20 protein-coding genes, 2 tRNA genes and 1 pseudogene are annotated in these 20300 nt (G+C 64.1%); 8 read left to right on the top strand and 15 right to left on the bottom strand.

The annotated features are described in order from the left end of the window. The first annotated feature begins 45 nt into the window (after positions 1–45). Positions 46–1104, top strand: a complete 1059-nt coding sequence (locus HTIA_RS01790) for an NAD(P)-dependent glycerol-1-phosphate dehydrogenase (RefSeq protein WP_008524715.1) — start codon at positions 46–48, stop codon at positions 1102–1104. 49 nt (positions 1105–1153) lie between these two features. Continuing rightward, positions 1154–2212, top strand: a complete 1059-nt coding sequence (locus HTIA_RS01785) for a glycosyltransferase family 4 protein (RefSeq protein WP_020935950.1) — start codon at positions 1154–1156, stop codon at positions 2210–2212. Positions 2213–2298: 86 nt separating this feature from the next. On the opposite strand, the gene HTIA_RS16165 is transcribed toward HTIA_RS01785, so the two are convergent. Then, positions 2299–2751 carry a hypothetical protein gene (locus HTIA_RS16165; RefSeq protein WP_021029615.1) on the bottom strand — a complete coding sequence of 151 codons (453 nt, stop codon included), beginning with the start codon at positions 2749–2751 and terminating at the stop codon, positions 2299–2301. Between the two features lie 88 nt (positions 2752–2839). On the opposite strand from HTIA_RS16165, the gene HTIA_RS01780 reads away from it, so the two are divergent. Continuing rightward, entirely contained in the window at positions 2840–3121 is a 282-nt protein-coding gene (locus HTIA_RS01780; protein ID WP_008528682.1) for a ribbon-helix-helix domain-containing protein, read from the top strand. Then, positions 3114–3399: pseudogene (locus tag HTIA_RS01775) on the top strand (type II toxin-antitoxin system RelE family toxin). The gene HTIA_RS01780 and the pseudogene HTIA_RS01775 overlap by 8 nt, the downstream one beginning before the upstream one ends. A gap of 86 nt (positions 3400–3485) precedes the next feature. Here the strand turns inward: HTIA_RS01775 and folP are convergent. From folP to HTIA_RS01745, 6 genes are all read right to left on the bottom strand, one after another. Further along, the gene (folP, locus tag HTIA_RS01770; RefSeq protein WP_008524709.1) at positions 3486–5927 is read right to left on the bottom strand and encodes a dihydropteroate synthase; all 2442 of its coding nucleotides are present in this window, start codon (positions 5925–5927) and stop codon (positions 3486–3488) included. A 79-nt stretch (positions 5928–6006) separates the two neighbouring features. Next, on the bottom strand, positions 6007–7434 hold the full coding sequence (locus HTIA_RS01765) for a hypothetical protein (protein WP_242401907.1): 1428 nt from the start codon (positions 7432–7434) through the stop codon (positions 6007–6009). Between the two features lie 14 nt (positions 7435–7448). Beyond that, a complete protein-coding gene (locus tag HTIA_RS01760; protein WP_008524706.1) occupies positions 7449–8366 on the bottom strand; it encodes a hypothetical protein in 918 nt (305 codons plus the stop codon). Positions 8367–8505: 139 nt separating this feature from the next. Next, complete coding sequence (purH, locus tag HTIA_RS01755; RefSeq protein ID WP_008524704.1) at positions 8506–10086, bottom strand: bifunctional phosphoribosylaminoimidazolecarboxamide formyltransferase/IMP cyclohydrolase; 1581 nt, start codon at positions 10084–10086, stop codon at positions 8506–8508. 100 nt (positions 10087–10186) lie between these two features. Further along, the gene (locus HTIA_RS01750; RefSeq protein WP_008524703.1) at positions 10187–10573 is read right to left on the bottom strand and encodes a Zn-ribbon domain-containing OB-fold protein; all 387 of its coding nucleotides are present in this window, start codon (positions 10571–10573) and stop codon (positions 10187–10189) included. Continuing rightward, a complete protein-coding gene (locus tag HTIA_RS01745; RefSeq protein WP_021029597.1) occupies positions 10570–11733 on the bottom strand; it encodes a thiolase domain-containing protein in 1164 nt (387 codons plus the stop codon). Before HTIA_RS01745 ends, HTIA_RS01750 begins: the two co-directional genes overlap by 4 nt. A gap of 287 nt (positions 11734–12020) precedes the next feature. Here HTIA_RS01745 and HTIA_RS01740 point away from each other — a divergent pair, with 287 nt between their 5' ends. Together HTIA_RS01740 and HTIA_RS01735 are read left to right on the top strand one after the other, a co-directional pair. Further along, positions 12021–12602: a 2Fe-2S iron-sulfur cluster-binding protein gene (locus HTIA_RS01740; RefSeq protein WP_008524697.1), complete on the top strand. Its 582-nt coding sequence runs from the start codon at positions 12021–12023 to the stop codon at positions 12600–12602. Positions 12603–12698: 96 nt separating this feature from the next. Beyond that, positions 12699–12771: transfer RNA gene (locus HTIA_RS01735), tRNA-Arg, on the top strand. A gap of 133 nt (positions 12772–12904) precedes the next feature. Here the strand turns inward: HTIA_RS01735 and HTIA_RS01730 are convergent. The 4 genes from HTIA_RS01730 to HTIA_RS01715 form a co-directional block, all read right to left on the bottom strand. Further along, positions 12905–13297, bottom strand: coding sequence for a hypothetical protein (locus HTIA_RS01730; RefSeq protein ID WP_008524694.1), 393 nt, complete (start codon positions 13295–13297; stop codon positions 12905–12907). Positions 13298–13422: 125 nt separating this feature from the next. Beyond that, positions 13423–13749 (bottom strand): hypothetical protein, encoded by a 327-nt coding sequence (locus HTIA_RS15405; protein WP_008524692.1) that lies wholly within the window; start codon positions 13747–13749, stop codon positions 13423–13425. Further along, positions 13746–14735 carry a DUF7490 domain-containing protein gene (locus HTIA_RS01720; protein WP_008524691.1) on the bottom strand — a complete coding sequence of 330 codons (990 nt, stop codon included), beginning with the start codon at positions 14733–14735 and terminating at the stop codon, positions 13746–13748. The genes HTIA_RS15405 and HTIA_RS01720 overlap by 4 nt, the downstream gene beginning before the upstream one ends. 85 nt (positions 14736–14820) lie before the next feature. Beyond that, positions 14821–15576 (bottom strand): DUF2797 domain-containing protein, encoded by a 756-nt coding sequence (locus tag HTIA_RS01715; RefSeq protein ID WP_008524690.1) that lies wholly within the window; start codon positions 15574–15576, stop codon positions 14821–14823. A gap of 80 nt (positions 15577–15656) precedes the next feature. Between HTIA_RS01715 and HTIA_RS01710 the strand changes: the two genes are divergently transcribed. Then, complete coding sequence (locus HTIA_RS01710; RefSeq protein WP_008524688.1) at positions 15657–17075, top strand: PQQ-binding-like beta-propeller repeat protein; 1419 nt, start codon at positions 15657–15659, stop codon at positions 17073–17075. A gap of 285 nt (positions 17076–17360) precedes the next feature. On the opposite strand, the gene HTIA_RS01705 is transcribed toward HTIA_RS01710, so the two are convergent. Continuing rightward, positions 17361–17444 (bottom strand) — tRNA-Leu (locus HTIA_RS01705). A gap of 326 nt (positions 17445–17770) precedes the next feature. Here HTIA_RS01705 and HTIA_RS01700 point away from each other — a divergent pair. Then, positions 17771–18079, top strand: a complete 309-nt coding sequence (locus HTIA_RS01700; RefSeq protein WP_008524686.1) for a cyclin family protein — start codon at positions 17771–17773, stop codon at positions 18077–18079. Here the strand turns inward: HTIA_RS01700 and HTIA_RS01695 are convergent, their stop codons facing one another. The 3 genes from HTIA_RS01695 to HTIA_RS01685 form a co-directional block, all read right to left on the bottom strand. After that, entirely contained in the window at positions 18080–18568 is a 489-nt protein-coding gene (locus HTIA_RS01695; RefSeq protein WP_008524684.1) for a phosphopantetheine adenylyltransferase, read from the bottom strand. Between the two features lie 81 nt (positions 18569–18649). Continuing rightward, complete coding sequence (locus HTIA_RS01690) at positions 18650–19144, bottom strand: winged helix-turn-helix domain-containing protein (RefSeq protein WP_008524683.1); 495 nt, start codon at positions 19142–19144, stop codon at positions 18650–18652. A 62-nt stretch (positions 19145–19206) separates the two neighbouring features. Further along, positions 19207–20289, bottom strand: coding sequence for a glutamate--cysteine ligase (locus tag HTIA_RS01685; RefSeq protein WP_008524682.1), 1083 nt, complete (start codon positions 20287–20289; stop codon positions 19207–19209). Positions 20290–20300: the final 11 nt, after the last annotated feature.

Genomic DNA, 20300 nt, shown 5'->3' with positions numbered 1-20300 from the left:
GAGAAACCGCAAAGGATTATCAGGGCCGCCGGCGACGGTGATGACATGTTCGAGAAGTCGACGTGGATCCGATTACCACGGAACGTCCTCGTCGGGCACGAGGTCCTCGAGAAGACTGTCGACGCGGTCGAGGAACTCCATCTGACGGGCAGGCCACTGATCGTGACCGGTGAGATTCCACGGGAAGTGGCCGGTAACGCCGTCCGCAAGCAGTTCGAGGACCGCGGCCACGACCCCGCGGAGGTCCTCGTCGAGGAGGCGAGTTTCGCGGCGGTCCAGCGCGTGATCGACGCGGCCGAGGCGGCCGACGCGGACTACCTGATCGGCGTCGGCGGCGGCAAGCCCATCGACATCACGAAGATGGCTGCCGACGAGCGCGGCGTGGGCTTCGTCTCGGTCCCGACGGCCGCGAGCCACGACGGTATCGTCAGCGGTCGCGCGTCGGTCCCCGAAGGAACCACGCGCCACAGCGTCGCCGCCAACCCGCCGGTCGCGGTCATCGCCGACACGGGCATCATCGCCGACGCACCCTGGCGACTCACGACGGCTGGGTGTGCGGACATCATCTCGAATTACACTGCCGTCAAGGACTGGGAACTCGCGCGTCGCCTGCAGGACGTCACCTATTCGGAGTACGGCGGCGCACTCTCGCGGATGACTGCCGAACTCCTCGTCGATCACGCGGGTTCGATCAAGCAGGGTCTCGAGGAGTCGGCCTGGATCGTCGTCAAGGCCCTCGTTTCCTCGGGTGTCGCCATGTCGATCGCCGGGACCTCCCGACCGGCGTCGGGTGCCGAACACCTCTTCTCGCACCAGCTCGATCGGCTGGCTCCGGACGCTGCGCTGCACGGCCACCAGGTCGGCGTCGGCTCGATCATGGTCGAGTACCTCCACAGTGGCGAGCATGGCGAGTGGCGCGACATTCGAGATGCCCTCGCGGCGATCGGCGCGCCGACGACCGCCGCCGAGCTCGGTATCGACGAGGCGACCGTGCTCGAGGCACTGACCACAGCTCACGAGATCCGCGACCGATATACGATCCTCGGCAACGGGATGAGTGAGCCGGCGGCCCGTGAGGCCGCCGAGTTCACCGGCGTCATCTGACGGCGAGAAAGACGGGGCCTTTTTGACACACCGCGTGTTCATCGCGGGTATGCGGGTCGCCTTCGTCTCGATGCGAACCGCCCGTCATCGGGACACGGACGGGAATCGTCGGCTGGAACGGCTGGCTCACAGCCTCGCCGACCGCGGCCACGACGTGACCGTCTTCTGTGCGGCCTGGTGGGACGATCCGGCCGACCGCCGGGAGGTAGACGGCGTCACCTTCCGCGCGGTCACCGTCGCGCCCGCCCGGGCCTCCTTCGCGGCGCGACTCCCGCTCTTGCTCGCACGATATCGCCCGGACGTCATCCACGCCCGGCTGTATCCGCTCGCGGGCGTCTTCGCCGCCAGCACCGGCGGGACGCTCGGCCGCGCCCCGCTGGTGATCGACTATTACGGCGACGAGGGGCTTTCGGATTCTCGGCTCCTCACACAGGCGCTCTCCGAAGCGGCAACGGTGATAACTCCCTCAGAGCTCGTCCGGACTCGCGTCCGGGAGCAGGGCATTCCTGACGAGCGGACGACGGTGATTCCGGACGCGATCGACTTCTCGCTCGTTTCCGAGACCGAACCGGCCGCGGAGACCGATGTCGCCTTCGCCCACCCTCTCGACGACTCGGCCAACGTCGAGAGTCTGTTGCTCGCGCTCGCTGAATTGCGCGACCGCGAGTGGACGGCGACGATCATCGGCGACGGACCGCTTCGAGCCGACTACGAACGCCAGGCGGCTGACCTCCGGATCGACGACCGGATCACCTTCGCCGGTGAGTGCTCGCGGGCCGAGCGCCTCGCGATCTATCGTGGTGCCCACACCTCCGTCCAGACCGCCTATCGCGAACACTTCGCCCGCGAGTTGCTCTGGGCGCTCGCGGCGGGGTGCGTCGGCATCGTGGAATACCAGGCTGAATCGAGTGCCCACGAGTTGATCGAGAACCACGCGCGAAGCTTCCACGTGACCGATCCGCAGGAACTCGCCGACGCGATCGTCTCGGCGGGCGACATCGAGCGGCGGACGATCGACGACGCCTTCGAATCCTACGACAACGACGCGATCCTGGAGTCATATCTCGATCTCTATCGCCGGGTGCAGGAGTCTCACGGGTTGTTCTGACGTCGGTCGCGATTGGTGGTGAGCAGGTCCGACACCGATCGTTGAGAACGGTCGAACTACTTGTTTCAGAGAAATATGTGTCCGCTCTATGTTGCGTTACCGTTGTCCCACGGCGGGTTCGCGACTACCTTCACGCCGTTGATATTACGATAGATTGCCACCTGGTAGGTGCCGTTTTCGAGTGTTCTCGTTCGCCATTCCGAACTGGTATCGTCCGTTGCACGTATCCGGTAAGAATCCGATAAAGACCACGAGGTGGGAAGGCACGTTTCGTCGCCCGTACTGCCGTTTGCATATGCCGTAAGGTCATGGGTATCGTTGTACACTTCTGCGGATCCGTTATTGATCTCAACCGTGATTGAATGGGCAGTATCGTCCCCATTCAACAGACAGACTGAATCAATTCTCACCTGATCATCAGCCATCGTGAATGCATCACTTGCCGGTGATTCTTCCGGCGTCGTCGTATTGAAACCCACACAACCACTCGTTACTACGGTAACAACTATCATTGCGAAAGCAACACTTTTTCGTCCCATATTCCAAAAATAGCTACTGAATGATAATAAATTTGGCACTGGCTTTCCGCCGAAACGACTATTGGTAAGACTAACGTATTACGCTTATATGTCCGAAGCAATTACGAACGACGATGGCGAGGACGACATCGCCACGGTGAACTTCAAACTCACCGAGTCGTTCCTCGAACGGATAGACGACACGTGGCAGGGACGCGGATTCAACAGTCGGAGCGAGTTCATCCGGTACACGCTTCGAGACGCCATCGAGTTCCCGACGTTCGACCGCGACGAACTCGTCGCCCTGCTCGAAGCCGAGGAGGACATCCAGGAGGGACGGACGACGAGTGCCGAGGAAGCCCGCGAGCGGTTCGGCACGAGCGATGAGTGACGACGGCTGGACGTGGGAACTCTCCTTGAGGGGCGAAGACGACCTCGACGGCCTATCCCCTGCCGACCAGGACCGGATACTTGACAAGCTCGATGAAATCGTCGCCTCGCCGTGGCGTGACCCCCCCGGAATACGGTGAACCACTCCAGAACAGCCCCTACAAGAAGATCCGTATCGGGGAGTTCCGGCTTTCTGTGAGCTTCCGGCAGGACGACCAGCGGCTCGTCGTCGCACGCATCAAGCGTCGGGGCGGCGCGTACACCGCTGACGACGACTGAGCGAAAACCTGAGGGCGTATGTATCGGGTGTTCTCTCCAGATACTCGACCATCTCGATCTTCGAGCGACAGGCGATTGTCGGCCGCTCACTCTTCGAACGAACCCGGATCGTCGGCTGCCTCGACGACATCGACCGCCGCGACGTTCGCGGCCACGTCGTGGACCCGGATCACGTCTGCGCCGCGCTCGGCCGCCAGCGCCGTCGCGGCGATTGTCGGCTCGTATCGTTCGTCAGCATCTCGATCGATCAGCCCGAACATCGACTTGTGTGAGTGGCCGACCAGCAGCGGACAGCCGAGTGCCTCGAACTCCCCCAGGCGATCCAGAACTTCGAAGTTCTCGGCGTCGGTTTTCCCGAAGCCCAGGCCGGGATCGACGAGAATCTGAGAGCGATCCAGACCGGCCTTCTCGGCGAGCAGGACGCGCTCGGTCAATTCCTCGATGACGTCCTCGACGACGTCGTCGTAGTGGACGTCGTGGTCTGGATCGACCGGCGTGTCGATCGAGTGCATGACGACGATGGGGACGTCGTGCTCGGCGGCGAGGTGTGCCATCGCCGGGTCGTCGAGGCCGGTGACGTCGTTGAGGATGTCCGCGCCGGCTTCCAGGGCAGCCTCGGCGACGGGAACCTTCCGCGTGTCGATCGAGATAGTCACGTCCTCGCTTGCGAGGCGCTCGATCACGGGAATCACTCGATTGCGTTCCTCCTCGACGGGGACCGGATCGGCCCCGGGGCGGGTGCTCTCGCCGCCGACGTCGACGATGTCGACGCCGGCTTCGATCATTTCCTCGGCGCGCCCGATCGCCTCCTCGACGGCATTGTGCTCGCCGCCGTCGTGGAAGCTGTCGGGCGTGACGTTCAGAATGCCCATGACTGCGGTGCCGTCCTCCCAGGGGTAGCCCCGCTCGTCAGGCGCGACGCCGATTTCGAGGGCCTCCCTGATCTCGTCGGCGAAGGGCGAGAGGCCGTAGGGCTGGCCGTCGAGTTTCCCGGCGAGGCGCTTGAACTGTGCGAGCGTGCCCATCATGACGGCGTCGACGTGCTCGCGGTCCTGATCCCCGAGGCCGGAGACGGCACACTCCCCGCCGAGCGAGAGCAGCTCCTCTTTGAGATACTGGGCCTGTCTGGGCTGGACGCGGGTCTTGAGCACGCGGTGGACGCCCTTGCCACGCATCCGCCAGGTGCCGGCCTCGGTGACGTGGGCCGTTTCGAGGACCCCCTCGGCGTCGGGGATCGACTCGACGCGCTTGGGAACGTTCGGCCGCGTCCAGCGCGTCCGGGCCTCCCGGACGGCGTACAGCGACCCCGAGACGAGTACGGCGTCGTCCGGGTCGGCCGCCTCGAGCGCATCGGCGAGCGCGCCGGCGACGTCCGAGCGCGTCCGAATGTCCGCGTCCGTCTCGGCCTCGAAGGCGTGGGCGACGACCTGCTCGTCCTCGGCGCGGTCGACGTCGGGATGGGTGGCGGTGACGTGATCGGCTTCCGGCAGCGCGGCGGCGATGCCGTGGTGGTCCTTGTCACACATCGCGCCGACGACCAGGTGGAGATCGTCGTACTCGAACGTTTCCAGCGTCTCGGCGACCCGCGCACAGCCGCCGGGGTTGTGTGCCCCGTCGAGGACGACCAGCGGCTCGCGATCGAGCACCTCGAATCGACCGGGCCAGTGGCCGCGACGGAGGCCGGCAGCGAGCGTCTCCTCGCTGACGTCGCCGACCTGTCGAGCGAGCGCGGCGGCGACCCCGGCGTTGCGTGCCTGATGCTCGCCCAGCAGCGGGAGTCGCGTCTCGACGTCCAACCCCTGTCCGGACAGCGTGACCGAGCTCTCGATCCCGTCGCGTCCCCCGTGTTCGACTGTGAGGTCAGCGTCCTCGTCCGGGTCACCGACACGAACGACGGCCCCGACTTCGTCGTGGATGGCAGCCAGCGCGTCGCCGGTCGTCGCCGTCACGAGCGGGGCGTCCGCGGGGGCGACGGCGGCCTTGTCACGGGCGATCTCGGCGACAGTATCGCCGAGGAGATCGGTGTGTTCGAGCGTCACGCTCGTGACCGCGCTCGCGACCGGATCGACGACGCTCGTCGCGTCGTAGCGGCCGCCGATGCCCACTTCGAGGATGGCGATATCGACGTCCTGGCGGTCGAACTCCCAGAACGCCATGGCAGTCAGCGTCTCGAAGAACGTCGGCGAGTCGCCGGCGGCGGCCTTCTCGGTGGCGTAGGGCTCGACTTCCTCGACGAATTCGACGAGCGCCGCCTTCGAAATCTTGCGTCCGTTGACCCGGACGCGCTCGCGGACGTCGTCGAGATGGGGCGAGGTGTACAGCCCCACGTCGAGGCCAGCCTCTCTGAGCACGGCTTCGAGCATTCGCGCGGTCGAACCTTTGCCGTTCGAGCCGGCGATCTGGACGGCCGTCAGCGACTCGTGAGGATCGCCGAGTGCGGCCAGCAACTCACGGGTGGCTTCGGTCCCCGGTCGAGGGTCGAACCGCCGCAGATCGAAGAGAAAGTTCGCGGCGTCGTGATAGTGCATATCTGTGGGAATCGGCCCGGTGGGTTTGAGGCTATCGGAGTCCGTCGCCGCGGGCGCTTACGTCGAGCGTCGAAGCCGTTCAGCTGTCCGATCCCGGTAGTTCCAGGCGGATCGCTTCGGACGACGGCGCAGTCACGACCGTCCCGTCGACGACGCTCTCGTTGCCAACCACGAGCACGGTGGTCCGGTCGGTCGGGCTGTGGAGGACGGCCGTCACGTCGCCGAGTGACCAACTATCGTCCCCGCGCTCGCCGCGTTCGTCGAGATAGTCCCTGAGTGTTCGCTCGAACTCACTCGCGTTCGCCGCGTCGTCCCACCGGAACGTCCAGGCGTAGCTCGAATTGCCACCCGCGGTCGGCCGGAGATAATACAGTCGATCGCTCCCCCAGCCAGCGGCCGCCTCGGCCGCCCGCTCGGGGGAGACGCCGTTCTCCAGGGCGTACCGGACGAACGCCTCGCCGAGCCGATCGGAGCCGCCAGACCGCCAGGCTCCGCTCGCATTGACGGTAACGTTCAGCTCCGCGGGTGGTTCAGCGTCGGGCGCGTATCCGTGGATGACCTGTTCGCTCGTCCGTGGCGGATTCTCGAAGACACCATCGAGGTCGGCCGGATCGTCGACGCGGTCAGCCACGTACCGGTGGCCAAAGGCGTACTGACTGAAGCCGTATCGGTCGATCTCACCGGGTGACACTGCCGCAAGGAGCCGATCGTACAGCGGGGCCGTCGGCGCGGTTCGGTTGCCGTGACGGGCGAGATAGGCGTCCGTAGTCAGAATCGTCGCTCCCTCGCGGACCGCCCGCACGATGTAGCTATCGTCGGTGGTCCGGCCAAGCTTCGACCGAAGCGCCGTCACGCGATCCACCCGGAGGTTGACGTAGTGGCCGAACTCGTGAGCGAGGACCCACTCGGTACTTCCCGGATCGCCGTCCGGGCGTTTCAGGATGTAGATGAACCCGCTGTTGAACGTGAGGCCGTTCTCCATGCGCTCGAACGCAGTCCCGTTCAGTCCCTCGCCCGGCTCGAGACCCAGAAGCTCGTAGAACCGGGGCACTCCGGCGGTACCGCCGCCGAGGACGTCCGCAAGCTCGCTCTCGTTTTCGAGGACGGTCACCTGTTCGGGCGCGGTTACGTCGCCAGCCATGACGTCCCGGACGTCAGCGAAAATACGATCGGCGGACAGCGACAGGTTCCCACCCGCAACGGCGATGGAGTTGTTCCCGTCAGTCTCGTCCGGCGGTGGAGATTCTGTTGTTTCGGCAGGCGTCGATGTCGGTGACGCGGAGTCTGTCGGCTTCGTTCGGTCGGTATCGGCTGTGTGTGTCTCTGTGGGCTCTGGTTCGGCAGTGTCGGCGTGAGTGTCCGACGGCGATACGTTCGGGTTTCCGGTCCCGGTTCCGTCGGGACCGATCACGGGGGCCTGACAGCCGGCGAGGGCGACGAGTGCAGTCACCACGGCGAGGACGACCGTTCGTTTTCCCCGTCGCGGGGACATCGCTGACCGAGGCATGTTTTCTCGCTCTCTCAGCTGGCGGTGCTGTTCAACGACACGGCTGAGTTAGCTCCGTCTGGGAGTGTTACAGTCACTTCCTCATACGATAACTCGGTCGTGATCGTCCGCTCGAAGTCGACGGGCTGGCCCTGGATCGTCTGCGTGCCGATGACCGTCCGATCGACACGGAGCGGGCGTTTCGTCTCGGTATCGATCCAGAATGTCGACGTCACGTTGGTCCCTGCAGAGACAGCCTGGGAGGCGTTGGCCGACAGGTTGAGGCTGGATCGAATCGCGTCGTTTAACTTGGTGGTGTTGACGTCGGCCGCGACGCGATAGGTCTCGGTCCCGTCGACGGTTGTCGCCTCGACCGAAGAGAGTGAGGCACTGTCGAGCGTAAATTCGTACCGCCAGAGTTGATCGCGCAAGTTGAACTGTTGCGTAAAGTTCTCCGAAACGTTCTCCGTGACCCATTCGGAGCCGTACCGCTGGACGTACTGATCGCTTCGCTGATAGAGACGCTCGTCGGAGAGGTACGTATCGATCACCGTTTCCGTGCCCAACTGCGTCACTGTCCGATGGGATTCCAGTGCTTTCGCGTCTCGATTTGCCGCGTATTCGATCTCGATGTTCGTCGTCACCTCCTGGTTGTTCGTCATCTGTACCGTGGTGACGTTCTGGGCCATTCGATAGGAGACGACGTCGCTCATCGCCTCGATCGTGTCCGCCTGTAGGGTCGCCGTATCGATCTGGACAGGCGTGCTCGTCTCTCCCGAGTCGCTCGTCGTTTCCGCCGGCTTGGACGTCGTCTTGTCTGGGGTCTGTGTCTCTGTCTCAGTCGGCGTATCGCTGCCGTCTGTTTCGATCGTCGTCTCCGTCGTCTCCCCACTACAACCGGCGAGGACCACGAGGCCGGCGAGGGCGAGCAGGGCGAGCGTTCGCTTTCGCATGTGTCTATCCGTTCCTCACCGTCAAATACCTAAAAAGGATCGCATTTCCACCGATCAGAACTGCCGCCGAACGGTCCGCAATCCGGCGATACCTGTCTCCCAACTTCGACACTGGTGACGAACGCTTTGAAAATGCCTGTCAGTCGTGCCGGAACGCACGTGAGCCGGTGAACACCATCGCGATGTCGAGTTCGTCGGCCCGCTCGATCACGTCGTCGTCGTTGACGCTGCCGCCGGGCTGGATGACGGCCTCGATACCGGCCTCGTCGGCCGCGTCGATCCCGTCCGGGAACGGGAAGAAGGCGTCGCTGGCCATCACGGCCCCCTCGGCATCCTTCCCCTCGGCGTCGCTGTCGGCTTTCATCTTCGCGATCTCGACTGCATCGACACGGGAGACTTGCCCGGCACCGACGCCGACGGTCTCCGTGCCCTTCGCGAAGACGATCGCGTTGGACTTGACGTGTTTGATGGTCTGCCAGGCGAAGCGCATCGATTCGAGCTGCTCGTCGGTCGGTTCTCGCTCGGTCACGACCTCCAGATCCTCGTCGGTGACGGCCTGGAGATCTCGATCCTGAACCAATCGACCGCCGACGATCGGCTTCTCGATCAGGGGTTCCGTGGGATCGTACTGGTTGGTGACATCCAACACGCGGAGATTGTCCTTCTCGAAGAGGGCGTCAAGCGCGTCGTCGGTGTAGCCCGGCGCGACGACGACCTCCTTGAACGACTCGATGATTTGCTCTGCCGTCGCGGCGTCACACTCACGATTCAGGGCGACGATCCCGCCGAAGGCACTCTTGGGGTCGGTCGCCAGGGCGTCGGCGTAGGCCTCGCTGATCGAGTCGGCGACCGCACAGCCCGCCGGGTTGGTGTGCTTGATGACTGCGCAAGCGGGATCGTCGAACTCCTTGACGAGATTGAGTGCGGCGTCGGTGTCGTTGTAGTTGTTGTAGCCCATCCCCTTCGCGCCCTCGTTCAGTTGGGGGGCGTCGACGACGGTGGCTTCCTCGCACGTCCGGTCTGCGTACAGCGCGGCGTCTTGGTGGGGGTTCTCGCCATAGCGCAACTCCTGGACGCGGTCGTCGCTCGCGAGCCGGCGTTCGGGGTAGGCCCCACCGTCGTCTCCTTCGACTGAAACCGTTCCGTCCGCCCAGTCGATCTCGACGCGGTCCTCGGCGAACCACTGGATCGCCCGTGGGTAGGCTTTGAACTCGCCCTCGTAGAGAACACGCTCTTTGAGGTCCTCGACACTGTCGCCCTCGCGGACGGGAACCGGTTCCTGGGTGACGATCGGTCCGTCATCGACCGTCTCGTCTATGACGTGGACGGTACAGCCCGTCATTCTGACCCCCGCATCGAGGACGTCCTCGTGGACGTTCATCCCTTTAAATGCGGGCAGGAGCGCGGGATGGACGTTCAGCGTCGTCGGCGCGGCGTCGAGGAACGTCTCCGTCAGGATGCGCATGTATCCATCGAGCGCAACAAGATCGAACTCGTAGTCGGCGAGTGCATCGAGGACGCGCTGTTCGTGTGCGTCACGTGACTCGCCCGCCTCGTGTTCGACGACTTCGGTCGGAATGCCGCGCTCGGCGGCTTTTTCCAGAACGGGTGCGTCGGCGTCGTTCGTCAGCACGACCGACAGCTCGGCCCCACCCGGCGAGCGGTCGGCGATGTTCACGAGGTTGCGACCTCTGTTCGAGGCCATTCCGGCTACCTTCATGTGCGGGGAGGGGACGGCCGCGAGCAAAGTAGTTGCGGAACGGCCGAGTCGTCGATTTCTCGACGGCGGTCGGGATCGCCGAGACCGATCGGTGACTGCGTCAGGCGAGATCGAACGCGATGTAGCGTTCGCCGTCGGTCTCGCTGACGTCGGTGCCGATCGTAACGGTGTCGCCGACCTCGACGTCCTCGCTGTCGGCGCGCACCTGGCCGGTCAGGCGGACGTCGCCGAACTCGGCGATCCCGAGCACGAAGGGCACGTCGTCGGCGAACTCCGGCGTCGGGACGTGGGTGACGTTGTACGTCAGGATTTCGCCGGTCTCGGCGAGGGGTTCCTCGCTCAAATCCTCGCTCGCGCACTCGGGACAGAGCCGCCGCGGCGGCAGGGAAGCGTGCCCGTTCGCGCACTCGACGTAGTAGGGCTCGCCGTCCTCGAGGGCGTCCATGAAGTCGTCGTACCCATCGTCACGGACTTCGTCGTCACTCATTGTTCCACCTCCAGGACGTGGACAACGGCAGAGGCCACGGTGCCACCGGCATTGTGGGTCAGTCCGACTTCGGCGTCGGAAACGGCGTCGCTGTTGACGTGATCGCCGCGGAACAGCTTGGTCATCTCGCTGATCTGGGCGAGGCCGGTCGCGCCGACCGGATGGCCTTTGGCCTTGAGGCCGCCCGAGAGGTTGACTGGCAACTCGCCGTCGGCGGTCGTTTCGCCCTTGCGGGCGGCGTCGATGGCTTCGCCTTCGTCGTACAGTCCCAACCCCTCCAGGGCGAGGACTTCGGCGATCGTAAAGCAGTCGTGGACCTCCAGGAAGTCGATATCGTCGGCGTCGATGCCGGCGTCGGCGTAGGCTTCCTCGGCGGCGTCGGCCGTCGCGGGCGTCCAGGTGATCGAGTCACGGTGCTGGAGTGCGAGGTCGTCGGTCCCCTGGCCGGTCCCGGTGATCGCCACCGGCGCGTCGAGGTCGTGTTCGGCGGCGTACCCCTCGCTGACGAGGATCGCCGCGGCCGCACCGTCGGTGATCGGGCTCGCGTCGAACAGCCCCAGTGGGTCGGCGACCGGGAACGCGTCGAGGACCTTCTCGACGGTGATCTCAGTCTGATATTGTGCGAGCGGGTTGTTCGATGCGTTAGCGTGGTTCTTGACCGCGACCTCGGCGAGATCTTCCCGGTCGCCGCCGTGGGTCGCGAAGTATCGTTTCGCCATCAGGGCGTACGCGCCAGGGAACGTGATCCCGTGTTTGATCTCCCAGAGATCGTCGGCAGCCACCGACAGTCCGCCGGTCGCGCCGGTCGTCCCCATGTTGTGCATCCGTTCGACGCCGCCGACCAGGACGACGTCGGCCGAGCCGGCACGGATGGCATGGATCCCCTGCCGGACGGCCATGCCGCCCGAGGCACAGGCGCTTTCGACGCGCGTCGCGGGGACGTCGAGCCCCAGCATCTTGGCCATCAACGGACCCATGTGGCCCTGGCGCTCGGAGAGTTCGCCCATGAAATTCCCGAGATAGAGCGCGTCGATCTCCGCGCGGTCGATGCCGGCGTCTTCGATAGCGGTCTCGCCGGCTTCGGCGAACAGATCCCGACCCGTCCGGTCGGCCATTTCGCCGAACTTCGTCATTCCGACCCCTACGATCGGTGTGGACATGTACGTGATAGCCTCCGTTCGGACTGTCGGACTTCTCGGTGATATATTTTGAGTGCGACAGTTGTCGAAATCTCGCGGGATGGAGCGAAACACGCTCGGGATCGGTTCGTCTTCCGGTCGGGATTCGGCGTCGATCGGTCAAGTGATCACCGTCAGCGACACAGCGATGATTCGTGTAGCCGGTCACTGAACCCGGACGCCGAGCCACGTCTCCTGTGACTGTACCGGGCCAAATTGGGACTAACAACAGCTAATTAAACCCCTGTTCCGTACCGCCGTACATCACAATGGTCGAGGTACTGGGCATCGCTCTTGGGGTCGGATTCACGCTCACCGCGGTGCTACTACACTATGCGAAGGGCACAGGTTGGGAGCCTGCCGAAGACGTCTCCACCACGTTGCTGGAACGGCGTGCGGCCGCCGTTCCGGAGACTGACTTCGCGGAGCCGATGAACCGGTCGATCGGCGGCGGTGGTGCCGCGATTCCCGCCGGAACGGCCGACGCTGAGGGCGAACTTGCCGGCGACGCCGAGGAGGCTGAGACCGGATTCGATCCCGAGGCGATCCCCGACGAGGAGGTCGAACACTACGAAATCGAGTTCGGGAAGGAGGGCGAGACGATCGAGGTGGCCAACAACGAGACGATCCTGGAGGCCGGCGAGGACGAGGACTGGGACCTGCCCTATTCCTGTCGGCAGGGGCAGTGTCTGTCGTGTTCGGGTCACATCGCGGACGGGCCGGCCGAAGACTTCGTGAAGCACTCGAACAACGACACGCTGAGCGACGAGGAGATGGAGAACGGCTATTGCCTGACCTGTACGGCCCACCCGACGACGGACTTTACCATCGAGACCGGCGAGACGCCCTGAGGGCAGTCTTTGTTCGACCCAGGGTCCGTTGTCGAGGGTCACCTCGCGGAACCAGTTCACAACCGTTTTATCGGTCTATCCGAAACGATCCAGTGAGGGCGCGTAGCTCAGTGGACAGAGTTCTTGGTTCCGGACCAAGATGTCGAGGGTTCAAATCCCTTCGCGCCCGCTGTTCTGTGCGAACGACAGTGAGCACTGTCAGCGGTATCGAAGGGATTTGAAGTAGAGAACACGCAGCGCCGAGTGAAACGAGGCGACCGTGTTCGCGTAGTTCAAATCCCTTCGCGCCCGTTTTTTCGCAGCTATTCGAGCGCGTCGGCGATCCGCTCGAGTTCGCGGCGCACGTCGTGGACTTCGTCCCGGAGCTTACGAACCTCTCGGGCGAGTTCTTCGTTGCCGCCCTCTTCGCCTGCGTCTTCCGGACCCATCTGCCCGGGACCACGACCACCGGGGCCGCCCGGGCCGCCGCCCATCATGCCGCTCATCATCTGGGCGAAGGGGTTGCCGCCACCCATGCCGCCGGGGCCACCACCCATCGCCTCCTCCATACGTTCGCGTCGGTCTTCCATGTCCATGTCTTCGCCGCCTTCCTCGGCGCGTTCCTGGCGGATCTCCTCGACGCGTTCGCGGAAAGACTTCTCGTCGTCGCCCGATTCTGCGTCCGATTCGTCCGTGGTATCGGGTTCGTCCGTCATGGATCTGGGTTTGCGATGCCGTCGGAAAAGGGTTGCCGTCCGACGACGCCACTCAACCGATCTCAGACGCTTGATGGCCCAGCCGATAACCGCGTTGAAGCCGTCGCCGAGAACGTTCGAGCTAATCAGTAGCCGAATCGGCGACGGAGCAGTATCGACATCCCGATACCGACGACTCCGAGGACGACGAGGTTGAACACCGTTCTGAATACCGACCGGTACTCGTCGGCGACCCACGTGTCCACAGCTGAAAGCCCGCTCGCGTAGGCCCCGAATACGGCGACGACACCGAGCAACGCCAGTACTGCAAGCGCACCGAGTTCGACGTACTCGACGACCCGTCCTTTCCGCGTTACGCTCGATCCAGTCCGCTCGATGTCTCGGGTATCCTCGTGACTTGTTTCGGAAGTCTGTGCGTCCCCGCCCGATTCGGTAGCTGTTTGGTTCGTCATGGCTTCCCTCTGTAGATTCGCATCGCAACCGCAAGCGAACTGACCGCCAGTAGGGCCGTCAACGGTCCCAGTCCTGGCCCGGACGCTGCCGTGGTTGGGCGCGTATCGTCCGGATCAGTCACGTCCTCCGCCTGCGTGAAGTCTGCCGCTTCGAACGGCACGCTCTCGAAGGTCGTGTCCGCCTCGATCTTCCGCTCCGGGTCGAGGTCTGCGACCGAGGACGCCGAACTCACGATCACCCCATCGTGTGACAGCACTGCGTCGAGGTGATACCCGTAGCCACTGGGGACCGTCAGCCGTGCCGTCGGCGTGACTGACTCCCCGGATGCGACTTGACCGACATCGACACTCGCCCGACCGGCGACGACATTCGACTCCGACTGGCGGGCAGCCAGCTCCAGGGTTGCCCCTTCGGCGTCGTTGACACCGCTGTTCCAGAGGTGGGTCCGAACCGACAACGTCGTCCGATTGTCGTCCGTTTTCTGGATGGTGTAGTCGATCGTCGGAATGCCCGTCTCGAAACGTTTGAACTCGACCGAGGTCGGCGAGAGCCCCTCGACGCCGCGGACCGAGCCGCGTTCGGAGTCCACCCGGCGTCCGTCCTCGTAAAGGACGACGACGAGGTCGTATCCACCTTCGCGTTCGACTGTGAGGTTCGCCCTCGCATGGTGCTCACGGTCTCCGGTAATCTGACCGAGCACGGTTGTCGACTTCTCGGCGAGAAGCCCAGATTCGTTGTCCATCGCCCGGACCGAAAGCGAGGCGTTCTCGGACGCCCCTCCACGGTGCGTGATTGCGACTCCGAACTCGAGGGTGGCTGCATTCCCGGCGACTGCTCCGGGTGCGACAGTCACCGTTTCGACGGAAAGCCTGCTCGAAACGTCGCTCTCCTGGCTGGCGACGGCCCCAGGTACGACCAACAGTGCGATTACGGAGAGCAGACACAGGATTCCGACCCCAACCCCGAGGTACGTCTCACGTCGCATGCCTGGTGACTCTCTTGGCCCCGGTAAGTATTTTCTGCTGTGAACGTTCGAGTTGAAATACTCACCAACAGGTAGTGAGAGTGCCTCAATCGAACGATCCGAGGCTGGCCTGGAGGTTTCGATCCGTCTCGCGCTGAGAAATCTCGTACCCGACGAGGTCGCGCATGTCGACCCCGTAGGCCGTCTTATTCCGCTCGACGACGAGCATCCGGCCTTTGGTCCCTCGGACTGTACCCGAAAGCAACGTCTCGGGGACCGGTCGGTCGGCCAGGTCGAGGCCGTACTCGAAGTCGAAACGGTCGAGCACCTCGAAGTCATCGAGCAGCGTTTCCCAGGCGTCAGTGTCCACGGTCCGGTGAAGGCCCCGGCGCTTTCGGTCCACGCGGACGCTGTCGCCGATCGATGTGGCGATGTCGGCTTCGATCTGGCGGGCGATGCGACCGTTTTCGACGATTCGGATGTGCGCCGCCAGGTCGGCCCCCTGTTCGCGGAGACGGGTGTCGAGTCGCCACGAACGGGTGACGCCGACCTTGAACTCGGCGGGGGCGAACGCCGCGAGATAGATCGCGTGTTCCTCACGACAGGACGCAAGCGGGAGGTCACACTCGCCCTGGCAGCGAGCACACGGCCAGCGGTCGGTGTGAGTGGAACAGTATGGGGCCGTCGGCTCATCACAGGAGATGTGTGTCCCGTCGTCGATCGTCCCCGCACAGTGGCGGTCCTCCAGCGTGTAGGTGAGTTCGACGCCGGGTTCCAGCGGTTCCGCCTGGATGTCGCCATCGTGGCTCACCAGCAGCCTGGCCGGCTCGTCGACGCGTGGCCGGTACCCCACGATCTGCACGACCAGCGATAGTTCGTACCTCCTCTTGGCTGTTGGGATCCGTGATGCTTTTGGTCTGTCCCCATCGGCTTTGGACATCGATGACTTCCGTGGACTCCCACAGAGAGGACCAACCGATCGAGACGGCGACACTATCGCGACGCCATTTGCTGGAAGCCGGGGGGACTGCCGTGGCGGCGGGCCTGGCCGGTTGTACACTGCCGGGTGGAGGCTCCGCAGACGGCGACACGGCGACGTTACCGTCCTGTCCGATCGACGTCGAGGAGTCCCCCGAAACGTATCGGACTCATCCCAACGACGACGTGCGAATGTGGCGTGGCGGCCTCCGTCGGCTCGGCTACTATCCCGAGGAGACCGTCCCCGAGTCCGTCTCGGTCAACTGGTCGTTCCCGATCAACTACGTCGGCCACACGGCCGCCAAATCCAGCCCCGTGCCGACCCCCGATCGTGAGCAGATCCTCTTCGCCGGCGATACCGGTCGCGTCGAATCGTACGCACCATCGGGGCGGAACGACTGGTCGACCCAGACGAACGCGACGGAGAAGGGGTTCCACGGCTCGGCGGCGATCGTCGACGGCGTCGCCTACATCGGCGGGTACAACGGCGATCTCTACGCGATCGGCGTGGAGTCGGGCGAAATGGTGTGGCACACCACGTCTGAAGATCTCGCCGGTGCGCTCGCGATCGGCTCCAGTCCGGCGTACTACGAGGGCGTCCTCTACGTCGTCGCCGAGTACTGGGACCCCTCCTCCGGCGCGCTCTGGGCGATCGACGCCGAGACCGGCGAGCCGATCCACGTCGACGACCGTATGTGGGGCCAGCCCCATCCCTCGGCGACGATCGACCTCGAAGAAGAGCGACTCATTGCCGGCTCGAACGACGGGGCCGTCTACTGCTGGCAGTTCCCGTGTCTCGAATTCGAGTGGAAGTTCCAGACCGGCCCCGAAGGCGGCCCCGACGGCAAGACCAAAGCCGACGGCGAGTTCAACCACGGCGCGCAGGTCAAAGGCACCGCCCCGACCTTCGACGGTCGCGTCTTCGTCGGCTCCTGGGACGACCACGTCTACTGTCTCGACGTCGAAGACGGCGAGGAACTGTGGTCCTTCGAGACGGGTGCCATCGTGATGTCGAACCCCGCCGCCGATCCGAACGAGGGAGTCGTCTACGTTGGAAGCTCGGACCACTACGTCTACGCACTCGACGCCGAGACCGGCGAGGAGCAGTGGTCGACGAACGTCGGCGGTCGCGTCATCGGCTCGCTGACAGTCACCGACGACACCGTACTCGTCGGCTCCTCCGGCTCGTACGTCTACGCCCTCGAGAAGCACACGGGCGATCCACGGTGGCGCGTCGAAAATCGCGGCCACGTCACGAGCGCCCCTGTCCCACTCGACGGCCGGGTCTACTACGCCGAACGCGCTGTCGTCGACGGCTACTACGACGACGGCGAATTCGACCTCGTCGAACCTGGCCACGCCTACTGCCTGGTCGAAGACTGAATCGACGCCACTCGCAGCCCTGTCGCACGAGTGGCCGGATTTGCGGCCCAGGTTTGTTCGCGGAGAAGTGCATGGGACCGGATTGTGAACTACGCGAAGACGTGCTCGCTTCGCTGCGCGCGTCTTCTCTCGTTGAAATCCTCATGGTGATTGCAGTCACTCGCGAGTTTGCGAGCGACAGCAATGCGCGGGACCGGATTGTGAACTTCCGACACTTCGCTTCGCTCGTGACGACGTTCAAATCCTCGTGCGGCATGTGCGGCTCACGAGTTGTTCGCCGCAAAATGCGCGGGACCGGATTTGAACCGGCGGACCCCTACGGGATAGCGTCCTAAGCGCTACGCCTTTTCCTGGCTTGGCTACCCGCGCTTACCCGTGGATATCAAACAGGTCGGCAAGAAGCTAACGCTTCGAGTCGGACGCGCCACTCACGAGATATAAAGCGGCTTCTCGTTGGGTGCCATCGCCGGTTTCCGTCCCATCCCACCACACGTCCGACACACCTCTCCGTCTTGCCTCCCTGAACCCCCACAGTCCGGACACGTTTGCCTCTCACTGGACATGGTACATGTGTGTCATTGAATAACGCACAAAAAGATTACTCTTCGGATAGGTATTGCGAGTGGTGAGGGTTCGGGTATTGCCACGAGTCTGGCGTCCGAGAAATTATATACGCACGACCCCAGCATCACTGTGTGTATCGCGCAGGCGACCAACTGGCCAACGAGGAGTGGATCGAGGCCATCGAAGCTGTTGCTGACCGGCTCGATCTCGGCGAGACCGCTCGCTCGCGCGCGACGGACGTCTTTCTCTCGAACCTGCCGGACGAGAAGCGATCCAAACAGGCCGTCCTCGCCGCGAGCGTCTACGTCGGTGCCCTCGTCGCTGGCGAACGCCGCTCGCAGTCGGCAGTCGCCGAGGCAGCCGACGTCTCACGGCTAACTGTCCAGCAACGCTGGAAAGAACTCCTCGAAGAAACCGGATTCGACGCTCCCGAGTGGTGACTACTCCACCGGTTCACGGCCGTCGCGGTCCGGGGTCAAATTCCCGTGTTCGTCGATCTCGCCGCGGACGATCCGCGTACTCGAGATCGGCTCGCCGTCGTCTGCCAGCACGTGATCGACGACTTCAATCTCGAGTGGTTCTCGGCCGTGCTCCTCGCGGATCTCGTTGATCCGAGTACCACCCGTCTCCGTCTCCGGTGAGACCACCAGGACGTCGAACTGCTCTTCGGTCGCAATCCCGGTCGGTCGCTGTAATTTCCGGAGTTCGTAGTCGCGGTCGTACTCCGCGGCGAACGCCGACAGTTCGTCCTCGAGGGCGTCCAGGCGCTCGTCGTAGGGCTCGACGTACCGTCCTTCGTCTCGAGTCGTCGGGGCGAGGTCGTCACTCGTGAGTCCAACGGTGACGTCACCGAGTTCGAACGCACGCTCGAACAGCGCCCGGTGACCGTCGTGGATCGGATCGAACGTGCCCCCCAGCGCGACCTTCATACCTTCGGCCATGGCGTCGCGCGATTTAGCTTCTACGATGCGGCGACCCTCTTCGACGCGTCTCGCCCATGTTGACTCCGCTCACTCGGGCGAGTCGCCGTCCTCGACATCGTCGTCTGGTTCAGAGACCGTGATCGTGATGGGTTCGGTCGTTTCTTCTTTCTCGTCGCTCAGATACGCGTCCAGATTGACGACCGCGTTCAACTCCGATTGGACGTCCTCGACGATGTCCGAAACCAGCTCGCTCGGTGCGATCGCGCTGTACTCGTAGGGGTTGTTCCCGGTCCCCTCGTGTTCACGCTTCTCGCGGGTGAGGACGCCGTCATCGTGGAGTTCCGCGAGTGCTTCTCGAATCGTACTCGGGTACAGCCCGGTCCCGTCAGCGACCTCCTCGCTCGTCCGCTCCGGGTTCGCCCGGAGATAGACGTAGATCCGCGCCCGCGTTTCGGTGTCGAGTACCCATGACAACACGTCGATCAATCGCTCGTCGAACTCCTCGATCGCCCGGTCAGTCCCTTCCTCGATGCGCGAACGAACGTCACGCTCGGCGTCGGCCTCGTCTGTGTCTTCGGTCATACTGTTGGCCCTACGAGGACGAAAGGGGCGGTCGGGCAAAAGCCCTCGGCTCGAAGGATCTCTCAGCGTGGATCGGCGACCAGCAACGATTCGTACAGGACATCCACACTGTCTTCGCGCAGTCGTCGTTGACGGACTGCGCCGCTCTCCGCGGCGAGCAGCGATATTACCCGGTCCAGATCGAGTCGACGCTCGTCGCGTTCGAGAACGCTCTCTACGTCGATCGTCCCCTCGCCGTCCCTGGTGATAAACGACGCGTCGCGGCCGTGTCGGATCGCGCGCCACTTGTTCTCGTCGAGGAGTTCCCGCCGGACTGGCTGGACGGCCTCGCCGTCCTCGTAGCGCGCGGCGAAATCGAGGACGAGTTCGTGGACGTACTCCACCAGCGCCAGGACGCGGTCGATGTCGGCCTGAGCGTCAGCCGTCCGGACCTCGACGGTCCCGTATTCGGTGTGTGGCCGGACGTCGAACCAGAGTTCCCCACGGTCGCTGATCGAGTCCGTCTCGATCATCCGTCGCTCGAAGCGCTGGAACGATTCGAACGAATCGAAAGCCGTCGGCATCCCGGTGTTGGGCAGCCCCTCGAAGAGCTTCGCACGCGCCGAGGCCAGCCCGGTGTCAAAGCCGTTCCAGTACGGCGAGTTGACCGATAGCGCGAGCACGATCGGGAGATGCCAGCGGATTCGATTGGCGATCCAGATCGCCTTCTCGGCGTCGTCGACGCCGACGTGGACGTGGAGCCCGGCGGTCGTGTTGCGGTGCTGGGGATACTGAATCCGGTCGAGTTGGGACTGATAGCGGGGCTTTTGGGCGTGTTCGAGTTCGCGCCACTTGGCCCCGGGATGCAATCCGGCCGAGGCGATCTCGAAATCGTGGTCGCGAGCGTGTTCGACCAGCGCCCCGCGGACTGCAGCGAGTTTCGCTTCCGCGTTCGCCGGGTCCTCGATGAGCGGCGTCTGTGACTCGATCACGAATTTGAACAGCTCGTGGTCGAGGTGGCCCTCGAGGATCGCCGGCGGGTCGGCGTCGTAGACGAGCGTGTCGGTACCGGAGGTCGGCCGGCCGTACTCGTCGACGACGAAGAATTCCTCTTCGATACCCAGCGTTCCCAGCTCCGTAAACGGACTCTCCGAAGCCGTCTCCATCGATACGAGCG

This window comes from Halorhabdus tiamatea SARL4B, assembly GCF_000470655.1.
GTDB lineage: Archaea > Halobacteriota > Halobacteria > Halobacteriales > Haloarculaceae > Halorhabdus > Halorhabdus tiamatea.
This window is presented reverse-complemented; position numbering and strand designations above follow the sequence as displayed.